This is a genomic window from Paenibacillus qinlingensis, assembly GCF_013204845.1.
GTDB classification, from domain to species: domain Bacteria; phylum Bacillota; class Bacilli; order Paenibacillales; family NBRC-103111; genus Paenibacillus_E; species Paenibacillus_E qinlingensis.
In genome coordinates this window covers 401,082-414,055 of record NZ_JABMKY010000004.1, presented here as the reverse complement: position 1 = coordinate 414,055, position 12,974 = coordinate 401,082, and the positions used below count along the sequence as shown (strand labels likewise).

At 45.2% G+C, this 12,974-nt stretch carries 5 protein-coding genes; 3 read left to right on the top strand and 2 right to left on the bottom strand.

Annotated features, from left to right (window positions below):
* Together HQN88_RS11370 and HQN88_RS11365 are read left to right on the top strand one after the other, a co-directional pair.
* Positions 1-960, top strand: a complete 960-nt coding sequence (locus HQN88_RS11370; RefSeq protein WP_246320166.1) for an alpha-E domain-containing protein — start codon at positions 1-3, stop codon at positions 958-960.
* A complete protein-coding gene (locus HQN88_RS11365) occupies positions 957-1,820 on the top strand; it encodes a transglutaminase family protein (protein ID WP_173111147.1) in 864 nt (287 codons plus the stop codon). The genes HQN88_RS11370 and HQN88_RS11365 overlap by 4 nt, the downstream gene beginning before the upstream one ends.
* Before the next feature lie 1,117 nt (positions 1,821-2,937).
* Here the strand turns inward: HQN88_RS11365 and HQN88_RS11360 are convergent.
* Complete coding sequence (locus tag HQN88_RS11360) at positions 2,938-4,164, bottom strand: GNAT family N-acetyltransferase (protein ID WP_173111145.1); 1,227 nt, start codon at positions 4,162-4,164, stop codon at positions 2,938-2,940.
* Between the two features lie 379 nt (positions 4,165-4,543).
* Here HQN88_RS11360 and HQN88_RS11355 point away from each other — a divergent pair, with 379 nt between their 5' ends.
* On the top strand, positions 4,544-5,791 hold the full coding sequence (locus HQN88_RS11355) for a carbohydrate-binding protein (RefSeq protein ID WP_173111142.1): 1,248 nt from the start codon (positions 4,544-4,546) through the stop codon (positions 5,789-5,791).
* A 994-nt stretch (positions 5,792-6,785) separates the two neighbouring features.
* On the opposite strand, the gene HQN88_RS11350 is transcribed toward HQN88_RS11355, so the two are convergent.
* Complete coding sequence (locus HQN88_RS11350; RefSeq protein WP_173111139.1) at positions 6,786-12,953, bottom strand: S-layer homology domain-containing protein; 6,168 nt, start codon at positions 12,951-12,953, stop codon at positions 6,786-6,788.
* Positions 12,954-12,974: the final 21 nt, after the last annotated feature.

Below are 12,974 nucleotides of genomic sequence, written 5' to 3'. Positions count from 1 at the left end.
ATGGTCATGATGGGACGAACAGCGGAAGCTTTATTCTGGATCGGTAGATATTCGGAAAGAACAGAGAATCACGCTAGGCTGATCGATGTGTATTATCATATCCGTGAGGACATGGAAGGCAGCAGCAAGCAATCCTGGAGCCGGCTCATCGATACAATTGGGGACCGTGCTGTTTTCATAGAACAGTACGGCAGCTTCACCGAACAACACGTACTTCAGTACATTACGCTAGATAAAAATAATTCTAACTCCCTGCTTGCCTGTACGAACCACGCACGTGCCAACCTGCGAAATATTCGGGAGAAAATGCCTTCCGAGCTTTGGGACATTTTAAATGGACTCTATTTATGGCTCAAAGAAAAAGAAGTCCGCGATATTACGAATGATTCGCCTCATCTGTTTTATCGCTTTATCCGGGATACGCTATCCATGTTTCAAGGCGCGGCGACTTCTGTCATGCCTCGTCAGAACGAATGGCACTTCGTTGAAGCTGGGCGCTATTTAGAGCGTGCTGAGAATCTGCTGCGATTAATTCAATCTCTCTGCTCGGAATATGCCAAAGAGGACTTTTCTTCTTATCCGCTTATGCTCGCAGTTTTGAAATCCGTCAGTGGATACGAATCGTATCGAAAAGAATATGCGGACACGGTCAATTTGAATAGTATCATCAAATTTCTGCTATTGAATGAGACCTTCCCACGTTCGGTCGCCTTCTCCATTCAATCGTTGGAGCGCTCGTTCAAGGGCATTCATTTGGATGATCCTGAGCTCACCAACGCAGTTCATAAGCTAGCTAAATTAGCTGGGAAAGTGAAAGCGAATTTAGCCTGCATGGATGATGATGATTTGAGATCAGGTAAATTAGAAACGACATTGCAAACACTCCTCGACTCCTGCAATGGGATGGGGGTACGGATGTCCAAAGTCTTTTTTCCCTCTCGGGAGGAGGTTATCGCATGAAGAAGCTGGAAATTACGCACATTACTCGCTATTCCTACACCGATTCCGCACAGGACAGTGTCAATGAAATTCGGCTAACTCCCTTAACAGACAGTCGGCAATCGTGTTATCATCATGCGATCACAACTGAGCCCGTTTCGGCATTCTTCACCTATTCAGACTATTTTCACAACAGGGTACACGCCTTTACGGTCAATAAGCTTCATCGTGAACTCACGATCAAAATGGTCTCCACCGTCGTTACCCACGAGAATGATAACAACCCTGTATCCCATCGATCGGCTTATGAAGAGAAAGCTTCGAGATACAGAGATGACTTTCAGAATGAATATGCTGAGTATTTATTACCTACTAGCTATACAGGGCTAACACCAGAGTTGAAAGCTTACTCCGACGCCATAGTCGATGATGGAGTACCTCTATATGATCTACTCCAAACCATCTATACCACCATCAATCACGATTTCACCTATGATGTTTCCGCAACCTCCGTGCAAACCACGGTTGGCGAGATGCTGAAGCTGAGGCGTGGTGTTTGTCAGGACTACTCTCATTTCATGATCACCATCTGCCGTGAGAAAGGCATTCCAGCCCGATATGTGAGTGGCTACCACTTCGTCGGTGATTTGCAAGGAGGCAGTGCGGATTTCACACAAGCCTCCCATGCTTGGGTGGAATGTCTCATCCCGGGATCTGGCTGGTTTGGGTATGACCCAACGAACAATTGCGAAGTGAACTGGCGCTACATCAAGCTTGGGCATGGACGAGACTATAATGATATCGTCCCTGTCAAAGGCGTCTATCGCGGCTCAGGCACGCAGGACTTGGAAGTTATTGTGGATGTTAAGTTAGTGGAATAGACTTGCCCGCTACAAGTCGCATTACTAAAACCAGTTAGCATCAGATGGTGCGATGCTAACTGGTTTTTTGCTGGTGCGTCAAAGTCCTCGGACGAAATTGGTGGAGTTTATAGATCTGGAAGTGTTTGTGCTCTTTATATTTGCATTAACTGGAAAAAGTACAGCTAATTATGTGAAATTTCCTCCTAAACTCGATTTTAATGTAAAATATGTAGTTAAAACTGCTTCTTTTGTTCAAACGGGTATAAATAGTTAAATTTAACTGTAGGTTTTCCATCTATTCTGTGTTTGATCGGAAATTCCAAGAATTTAACTGTATCAAATCCATTTATTCGCCTGACGCAAAGGAGAATTACGAGAATTCAATCCGACCAACACACTATTCTGACTCCGCACTCCAAACTCATACATTCATATATTATAACTTCATCTCTATCTACTCCTACAATTACTCCTGTTTCTAAACCTACTTCTACTTCTACTTCTACTTCTACTTACTTCTACAATTACATCTACTCTACTTACATCCAGTATTTCACAAATCATTACTCAACGTACACAGACTGGGCAGACCCCATTGAGAAATAGGCGGCATGCGATGGCCGAAGAGCTGCATCTTCTTGCGCACATTATTTGTGCGCTAAAGTGCCGTGGCAGCCGGGCTGCATCTTCTTGCGCACATTATTTGTGCGCTAGTGCGCCGTGGCAGCCGGGCTGCATCTTCTTGCGCACATTATTTGTGCGCTAGCGTGCCGTGGCAGCCGGGCTGCATCTTCTTGCGCACATTATTTGTGCGCTAGCATGCCGTGGCAGCCGGGCTGCATCTTCTTGCGCACATTATTTGTGCGCTAGAGTGCCGTGGCAGCCGGGCTGCATCTTCTTGCGCACATTATTTGTGCGCTAGCATACCGTGGCAGCCGGGCTGCATCTTCTTGCGCACATTATTTGTGCGCTAGCGTGCCGTGGCAGCCGGGCTGCATCTTCTTGCGCACATTATTTGTGCGCTAGCGTGTGATCTGCAAAATCACCACACTTAGAAGGGAATCCTGCTCTTTGAATTTTATACTTTCTTATTTTGAAAAAAGGCACGGATCCGAGATCCGTGCCTTTCACTCTTTTAAAAGAAATCCGTCAGATACGTTGTGCGCTCCGGAATGAATCGTTCCCACCTGGAGATCTCAACCGTGTCACCTTGCAGACGGCCAATACGATGCAGCAACGATGCTCGTTTGTACCCCATGAGCAGCGCGGACAAGGTTTGGATATCACATGAGATGACATGCCGCTCTTCCTTTTTATCGCCGCCTTGCTCATTCACGAACATTTGTTCCTCACTTAGTTTAATAACAGCATTCCCATCACCTTCTGATGGCTGAATTCGGAATATTCCATTATTCCACTCGGCGTGTCCATCTCGAAGCTGAAGATACAATGGCTTACCCTCGCTTCCACCTTCCACAACCACATTAAAAGGATACTCCCTCAGAAACGCAGCAGCATCAACAATTCGCGCCATAAAATAAGGAACGACCTCTTGCTTAATTCGAGGATCCGCCAATACAAATGGCAGCGGGTCGCCAATCGGCGTCTGGCATACCACTTTGTCAATCATCGAGTCATGATTGGAGATTAATCGCCATAGTCCACGATTAGCATCCTCTGTTAGTGCAATTAGTTCAAGCACAGTGAACACACTTTCCTTCACTTGGTAAATGATGTACCCTTCTGGCTCCCCAGCAGCATTCCGATATATAGTTACGATACCTTTCTTCCTCTTGGAAAGCATCCTATGCCACCACTCTTCTGTCCGAACAAGCATGCCGTTAAAGCGTTTTGCATAAGCCTCGTAGATCGGATTCAGCACCGCCGGTTCCGCTTCAATGCGTTGGAGCGTGCTGCCCGCTGCCACCTCTGGCTTTGGTAGCTGGTGGGTAGCTATTTCATATCGCATATATTCGATATAAGCCTCCCACCCATATTTGCGATAGAAGGCAAAAGAAAACGGTGCTAAGAAAGATACAGTCTTACCGGATTCTTTCATCGTTTGTAATGATGCAGACAACAGTTGGCCGACCATTCCCTGTCGACGATATTCTGGCCATGTCGCTACACCGGCAATGCCACCCATTTGAAAAGCTTTGCCGTTTATCCATGTTTCCAGCTCCAGAATTGTTAGTTTGGCTGCTAACTGCTCTTGGGCAAAATATCCAAGAGTCTGTTGGGATGCCATCTCTGCCAGCCGTTTATCTCGTTCCTCCGGCAAAACCGTAAATTGAAAAGCAAACTCCGACAAGGCAAGACTGTCTTGTAAATCTTCCTTTTTCAACAATCTGATGGGATCCATAGTGCCTCCTAGTTGTCCATTTTCTTCTATTTTAACATGTAAAATTGATTACAATCCACACACCACCATTCTGATCAATTATCTTAAAAAGTGATAACTCTGCACACGCTCAAAGACGTATTTAGGGCTATTTTCCGAAAATCTGACGATAGTTCGCCAGCTCATACGCTAATACAATGAAGAAGCGCAGATATCTATCGAGTCTGAGAGTCAACAAGAGTTCGTAATTTTGCGTAGTGGAGAGAATTCCCCAGACGAAGGAAGAAGGTGATGGTTTAACGTCGCAAGGCACGAACGGCCAACGATCAGCATGAATTTCGCAGCAGCTTGTTAGTCATTCCGAAACAAGGCATGTATTATTTTTAACAGGAGGTTTTTTATGAAAAAGAAAGTATTGCTGTTAGTGCTTGTTTTCTTCATGATGATGGGATCGGTTGTTGCCTATGCAACACCAAAAGTGAACACCTTTGAACGGCCTACGCGCGGAAGCGCTTACAGTCTTTCGCAATGGGGTATCGACGGTTGGAGTGCCCCCTGGGACCTTGGCATGAGCACACGCACATGGATTGATGGCTATAATTTTAACCACTCTGGTGGTCAGTCACTTCGTGTATTCTACCCTCAAGGCCAAATTGATCCGCAAAATTCCGGGGCTCAAGCACCTTTTACCGTAACACCTGGGCAAGAATATTATTTATCTTATTGGGTGCGATTTAGCAGCGATTTCAGTTGGGGATCGACCGAAAATGCAGGTAAACTCGGGCTAGGATTAGCCGGTGGTGCCGCTTGTTCAGGCGGGCAGGAGTGTACGGGCTATAATGGCTTTAGCTCTCGGATGATATGGCGTTCAGGCGGGCAAGCCGCTATTTATTACTATCACATGGGCAATGCTGGGCAATATGGGGACTATGCTGTTTTGAAAAACAACGGTGCCGACATCTATTACCCGAAAGGATCATGGGTGAACATCGTTCAGCGCCTCAAGGTTAACACCGTTACGAACGGAAATGCCAATCCAGATGGTGAGATCCAAATTTGGTATAACGGCACTTCGGCAGCCAACATTACAGGATTACGCTTCGTTCGCAACACCGATAAAGTTGATAAAGCCTACTTCTCTTCGTTCTTCGGCGGAGCTACCTCAGCATTCGCACCTCAGAATGACTCTTATATCTGGTACGACGACCTCAAGGTTTCCACCAATAAAGCAGAAATCTGCGAACTCGCCGTTGGGGGCTGTTATAACCGCACGTTCCAAGCCGAAAGCTACAATTCTATGAACGGCGTCATCACCGAAACCACTCCAGATACAGGCGGCGGCCAAAATGTTGGCGCGATTGACAACCAAGATTGGATTGCTTTTAGCAATGTGAATATCCCCACAGCTGGAACGTATTTGGTCGAATATCGGATTGCGACCCCGAATAATAACGGGAAGATCTCGCTGGACATCAACTCTGGCGGAACCGTGTTAGGTCAAATCGATATCCCGAATACCGGCAGCTGGTCGACTTATCGCACTGTTTCTCATGAGGTTCAGATTCCAGCAGGCACACATCAATTCGGCCTCTATGCGGTGACCGGCGGTTTTGATATCAATTGGTGGAAAATCACCAAACTCTATTAATTTGAAGTGAAGAAAGGGATAAGCCAATTGCTGTTGTAATTGGCTTATTCTTTTTGTTTGCTTTAGGAGCACTCACTTTCACTGCACTTCTAAGCTGCTGCTGATCATCCCTTCCACATTTACTTTTCTTTCTCACTTCCTCACTGCTAATCTCCTCAGCGTACTCCCGACATCCGCAATAGTCCGATTCTGCCGAACTAAACCGAACATTCTACTCTAAAATAGTCAATTAGTCCGATTCTGCCGAACTATTAACTTGTTTTCTTAGTGTGAGGGGCGTTTGAGGCGAATTAGTTGGGCTTTGTCGGACTAATTAGGATTTGCTGGTGCTGACAGTGAGATTAGTTCGGTAAAATCGGACTAATGGTGGTGTGATTAGAAGGTTGTAATCTTTCCCTTCTCTCCTCATCCTCAAAAATGCAAAAATACAACCTTTGCTACTATTTGAATGACGATATTAGGGAATGCGTGCAAATAGGCAACCTTTTTAAGGTTTTTTAGGAGAATCTCATGAAATCGCTCTAAATTGATGCCTATTTGCATCAATTTCCAATTTTCTAGGCGAACCCCCTACGAAAAGTGCTCTTTTGCATTTTTGACGGGGAGAGGGAATTTGAGGTCACTATGTCGATTACATCCACTCCCTTGTTACTTCTTACTCCACATCGTCCTTCTACTTCACATTACTCCACTTTTCCCACATTCTTTTCTTTATCCTCACGACAATTATGCTCATTATAGTCCATTACACTCATCCCCCCTGATTACTGTCCTAACTTTTCACTACTCTCAAATTGGCAGCAGTTGTTGGGGGCTAAGGTTGGAGAAAGAGGCTACTTTTGGAGATAAGGGCTACTCTTGGAGACAGGGGTTACTCTTGAAGATACAAGGTACTCTTGGAGATACAGGCTTCTGTTAGAGATACAGACTACACAAATAAAAACCGAAAGACACACACTTGCATGCAAGCGTGTGCCTTCCTGGTTTTGTTTATTTACTTGTTAGTTTGCTTTGGCAGCAATCGAGTAATCACCGTGATCGCCTCTGCACGTGTAACTGTGGCAAGAGGTCCGAAGCGGTTCTCTGCGTATCCTTGCATCAGCCCCTCTTCTTGTACGATGCCTACAGCGTCTAAGGCCCACGCAGGAATGTCGGAGACATCCGCGAATGCCACGGCTTTTGCCGCTGAGGAGCCAGATCCGTTCACGTTCGCCAGCACAACAGCCAGTTGTGCTCTTGTCAATGGATTGCCAGGACGGAATGTGCCGTCCTCGTAGCCTTGAATAAGGTTCGATTTGGCTGCGAGCGCAATTGCTTGCTTCGCCCAGTCGCCGATCACATCGCTATCGCTGTAATTCGGCAGATTCTCTGCCCCAGCGTTCGGATGCAACGCGTTCATCAGCATGACGATGAATTCCGCACGCGACACGAACTGATTCGGCTTAAATGAGCCATCCTCATAGCCATGCACGATGCCCGTTTTCAACGCTGATCGAATATCTGCCTCTGCCCAATGTCCTGCGATATCACTCAGATTTGATATTGGATCTACGGTTGGTTTCCCAGGTATAACCGTCGTTTGATTAACAGCGAATACTGCATACTTCGTCAAATGGTTGACATCAACGGTGATTTGATCCCCATTTACCTTACCACCAGGGACTTCCACCCAAACTTTTTTAACCTCGTCATAATAGAAAACGACTGCTTTCTGGTCAGCCTTCAAGCTCGTTTTGTCAAAAGCAAACGTTAGCGTAATAGGCTTACTGAAGTTCTCTGAGAAATTTTTCAAAATCTCAAAAATCGGACTAGCAAGAACCTCTCTACTTGTGATCAGTTTTTGCGTATCGAGTACTTTGTCTATCGTGAGTTTCAGTTCTTTGCCCGAAGCATCTGCCGGGATTGTAATCTTCACCTCATTGTTCAAACTAACTTCGCCTGTTTTACCTTGCGGCAATGTCAACGTACCATTTGTAGAAACAACGGGTAAGTTGTTTGATGTTGAAGGTGATGATGAAGAGCTACTGGTATCTGCTGCACGTGTCACGGTTACCGTGTAAGTCTTACTGTTGCCGTTCTGTGCAGTCACTACGACCTTGATGGCATTCGTACCTACTTGTAAATTAACCAGCTCACTCGCTTGGCCACTAATCGTTGAAACGCCATTCACGGTCATTGTCGCATGACTTTCGTACACACTCGCCGTAACCGATATACGCGAAACTGAATTAGATACCTGCAAGCTATAGGACGTTGTGTCCGTTGCAAAAACAGGAGATATCACGCCAGTAGACAACATTAGCCCACTCAAGTCAGCATTACTGCTAACTACTGGCACTTCTGCCGCTCGATTCACACTAAGCTGATATGGATTGAAGGCAATGCCATCTTCCGCTGTCACCTTAATAGCGATGGAATTAGCTCCCACTTGTAAATCGTTCACCGTGTAGGTATACACATTCCCCGTTACTGAGCTATACGTTGCTCCGCTAACTGTCAGCGTTTGATTCACATGAGCTTTACTTACCGTCAAAATAAGACTGGTTACGCTATTTGGTACATCCACGCTATAGGACAGTTGAGCAGGATCGAACGTTATCGAGCCTTGATTTACACCTAAGTCCGACAGCAATGCATCGTTACTTATCACGACTGGAACACCCAGCAGGATAATCTGTGTAACAACAGCATCGTCATAATTCGCTGCTTTTACCGTTATTGAATGGTTCCCCTCACTAAGCACACCAGCACGTATCGTGATCTTCCCTGCTTGGATCACGTAATCCGCAGGTGACAACCTCGTTGCGCCATCCTTCACTGACGAGATGGCCGCTCTCCATGCGGCATCCTCTGGGAACGTAATGTCGATGGCGCTCAGAGTATCATTCGCTGTCACATCTGCTGATAATGTAGGTGCAGATGCTGACTTCACGCTTACCATTACAAAACCATTATCCTTGGTGAATGGTACTTCACTACCATTCCATATCACCTTCGTTGTGGATGGCGCGTAAGTCACCGTTGTCACACTGCTAACGCCCGACAACTCGCCAACAGTCAGCTGTAATTCATTCGAATTCACACTAGTTGCGATGACCACATTCTCCGCTGTTTGTTGCGTACCATCTACGAAATAGTATTGCAACTGTCCAGCTGTTTCTTTCTCGCTATTCGAATAGAATAATTGCTTGCGACCATCTTTCATATCCACCACGATGTGTGTGGAATCGGTTCTGCGCACGTTCTCGATTTTACTTGTTCCTGAATACGGTTCAAGTACGCTAACGAATTGCGCATTGTTGCCATATACACGATTAACCACGGTTGGTGTATAAGCAGCTGTATCATTGCCAGGTCCTGGTGCTTCACCTACGATCATCGTAGAAGTCGCACTCGGAGAGCTAGTTAAACTAAATAACTTTAATCCCTTTCCATTGGCGGTATTCCATGCACCTTCCCATTTACCGGAAAGCTCCTTGGATGTACCATTTCGGAAGAAAGGCGTCGAGTCCTTCGTACCCAGTGGACCTGCGAAAGTATCCATTGTTGTGCCAGGCGTGAAGGAACCAATGCCATGCAATAACCAATCATACTGACGTCTTGTTGCCGACTCTAGCGTAAACAGATCGATCATGTAATCCTTCGTCACAGCCACTGTTCGCTCATAGCGTCCCATGCCCGTGTATGCTTTACTTGAGGTGTTCGTCATAATATTAAAAGGTTCAGATTGCATGAATAACTTCGTGGGTTCATATACTTCCACATTGTTCACAGTTGGAATCGCCTGTGTATCGCCGTCAACCATAACGGTGTTATGTGAGAATGTCGTTTTGTAATATGACGTGTACATGGAATTACTGTAAGGAGGAATACCCAGATCCGGGGCTAACCGCTCACCTTTCCCGAATACCTCTAAATGAAGTTTATCAGGATGACCGTGATAACCGCCGTGTACACCGTAATCAACGAGTGCATACAGTTGTTCATTTCCAGTACCAGCTCGTAATACAGAATGGCCAAGTCCTGTGAAATTCATACTTTCTGACGGTAATGTGCCTCCAGTAGGAATCACAGACTTCCCGTAAAACACTGCTTGCTCCCCAACAATACCTGAGCTTGCATTGCCTGGTACAATAAAGCCGCCTCTTGCCCGCTCTTTGTCATTATAAAGCGTACTTAGCAGTGTACTGTATACAGCATCATTGTATTGTGCGTATACGCCTTCGTAATCCATCGGCACGACTCTTCCTGGCGCTCCTAAATTGGTAGGATATTTACCAGAATCATTACTGTTAATAATGCCGAGATCAGGGAAAGCATACTGAATCGTAACATCGAATGTTTTCTTGAAATTCGGACTAGCAAATAGATCATATCCCATATTCTTCAAGGCTTGTGCATGGAAGAACAGGGCAGACTGTGCGTAGAAATGGTAACCAATCGCACCCTCGTACCAGAATCCATCCGATAGAACACTGTTCGCCATTTGGAAGTTAAATCCGCTCTTCCCGGTAACAGAGAAATCCATTAGCGTTTTATCTTCCAACGCTGCGCCAACAGCACCAATCGCTGCATTGTGCCACGTTTGCCAGTTAGACTTCCCTACGTCATAACCTTGTAAAGTTTTAGCCGATGGGGCAAACAAATTCTGCTCCACATTGTATTTATCAGCGGCATTCAATAGACCGCTTGGTTCAATCAAGTCGTAGGCCTGAACAAGTTGAATCATTTGAACTGCTTCATCCAACGACTGATAATACAGCCTACCATTTAGCGCTTGCATGGCGTAGCTTGGATATAATTCCGCATAATTCAGCAGCATTTCTTTGGCTTTCTGCGCATACTTAACTTCTCCACTTAATGCATACGTTAGTGCAAGATTGCGTACGGCTTCGATATTAACCGTATGTGCGGTAAACCGCCACCCAGCATCCACATCGGAACCCGTGTATACTTGGTTGTTTGTCGGACAGAGATGCGCATGAGGCGAATCATAATTGAAAACGAGTGGTGTATCCCCGCATACGAATTTACCACTCTCTCCTGCTGGTTTGGATGGATAGTAGACCGTTTTGTTCAACCAGCTGTCTGCTTTCACTTTTATCGCATCTAAGTAATCTTCAGCCCAACCATAGCTCTGAATCTTAGCTTTCGCCTCGTTCAGTTGCGTTTGAGATGTCATAATGTAAGGATGTTGCTTCGTCGCGACCCTTGGAGCCCCGACCTTCACATTCAATTCAATTGTGATTTCTTTACCACCTTGTAAAGGCTTCACAGTATAAATCGCCTTCTGCACATCACCCGCTTGGGCAGAGGCTGGCACCTTGACCTGAAGATTTACATCCGTTTCCTCACCTTTCGCAACGACAGCGGTTGTCGGAGATACGGTTACATCGTAACCAGCTCCAAATGGTGTTTTAGGCGTAATTTGATAAGCGGTATCGACATCACTGATATTTTTGAGCGAAAATGTATAGTTCAGCGTGCTATCTGGTAATGTACTCTTATCAATTTGTTTAATGGATGATTCTACCGCATTCTTAGCAAGTGCAAAACCATCAAAATACAGCTTTTCCGTCGGATCGGATACATCTAAATTGTACCAATTAGGATGTATGATGACTTGGTTAAAATTCGCTAAATCAGCTAATCCCGTTGAATTCAGCATTTTGTTGAAGGGCACTTCAACTTTCTTCCATCCTACCCAATCCACATAAAACGTAGACATGAAATAATCGAACCCTGGCGTTGGAACGTTACACTCAAGAATGAAATACACCTTTTTATTCGATGCTTTCTCTGAATACATCCAGAATTCGATTTGGTCATTTTGCTTCCAAGGTCCAGTCATCCCTGTTACGTTAATGGCCGTTGTTGGATCTGTCCATTTCCCCGATTTCGTACCAAGAACGGCTGGTATTTCAGAGGTTGCTGTCGTGTTCGTCCAACCTGCAAAAGTTTCCATACTACCAATTGGTGTACTGGAACTTCCAGACAAATCAATGTTATATGTGTAACTCTTCACTTCACTGACCTTGCCTTCGAATTCAGCTTTCGTCGTTACTGTCTGTGAGTGATCAACTACAAGTGGTGTTGTATACAGCTTATAAGTGTTATCTACACCTTCAATTTTATAATAGACCGCCGCCCCGACTGTCGGTGAGGATAAGGTAACCGACTTCGTTTCCGCATATAATCCCGCTGGCGGGTTCACATTAACCGTTTCTACATAGTCTCGAAAAATAATGGCGTACTGATAGCTCGTTTCTTCACTTTCCATATTGTTAATTGATGATTTCGTAACCAGTGTTACATTGGCTGTCTGTTCACCGTTTGATGTGAGCGTGAGTGGCGTTGTGTAAAGTTGGAATGTACTATCAATACCGACTCGTTTATAGTATATCTTCGTGAGTATAGCTGGCGTCGATAAGCTGGATAAACTAACCGTTACTTTATTTGCATATTCGCCAGAGGCTTTATCTGCCGTAACAGGTTGAATAGATGCCGTATTGGTTAATCGAAAATCATCTAAGTAAATTTGCAAGCCTAAGTCTAGCGTCGTATTGGCGATAGCGGCTTGATCGAAACGCACGTAATCTAACGAACCCCAATTATTTAATGTTGCAATGCTCTTCTGTGTTTTTACCACGTTGAGGGGAACCTCAATTTCCTTCCATCCTGTCCAATCCAATAGGACTCTGTAGTAATAGTAATTACTAGTGTCACCTTTCATATAAAATCGAAGTTGAATTGGCTTATCAGCTTGATCGCCGGTTCTTGCTTTTATTGAATAAGCCCATATTTTCATTGTGCTATATCCGTTCAAATCAACGTTCGGCGCTAATTTGGGATAAATAAGCGCCGAACCTGCAACATCCGCGCCATTATTAAAGGCCAATAACCACTTCTTGGATCCCGTACCTTCTTTGATATACTGAGGATCGGAATTATTTACGACAGCAAGATCGGCTGTGCCTTTAATGTCACCAGTTAGATTCGTCGTCGAATCCATATTGTTCAACTGTAAGGAAATCGGAAACTCCTGAACCGCCGCACGCGCGGTTTGAAGCGGAAGGAACACTTGCAGCAGGCTGAAGAGTAGCAATCCTGCATGTAAAGCTGACAGCCTTTTCATAAACTGACGAAGAACCATAATCTTCATTCCTCTCCTCTGGGGTAATAC

Bases quoted from the DNA above. Each gene is read 5' to 3' on its own strand.
- HQN88_RS11370 (WP_246320166.1), top strand. From the start codon at position 1: ATGGTCATGATGGGACGAACAGCGGAAGCTTTATTCTGGATCGGTAGA.
- HQN88_RS11365 (WP_173111147.1), top strand. From the start codon at position 957: ATGAAGAAGCTGGAAATTACGCACATTACTCGCTATTCCTACACCGAT.
- HQN88_RS11360 (WP_173111145.1), bottom strand. From the start codon at position 4,164: ATGGATCCCATCAGATTGTTGAAAAAGGAAGATTTACAAGACAGTCTT.
- HQN88_RS11355 (WP_173111142.1), top strand. From the start codon at position 4,544: ATGAAAAAGAAAGTATTGCTGTTAGTGCTTGTTTTCTTCATGATGATG.
- HQN88_RS11350 (WP_173111139.1), bottom strand. From the start codon at position 12,953: ATGAAGATTATGGTTCTTCGTCAGTTTATGAAAAGGCTGTCAGCTTTA.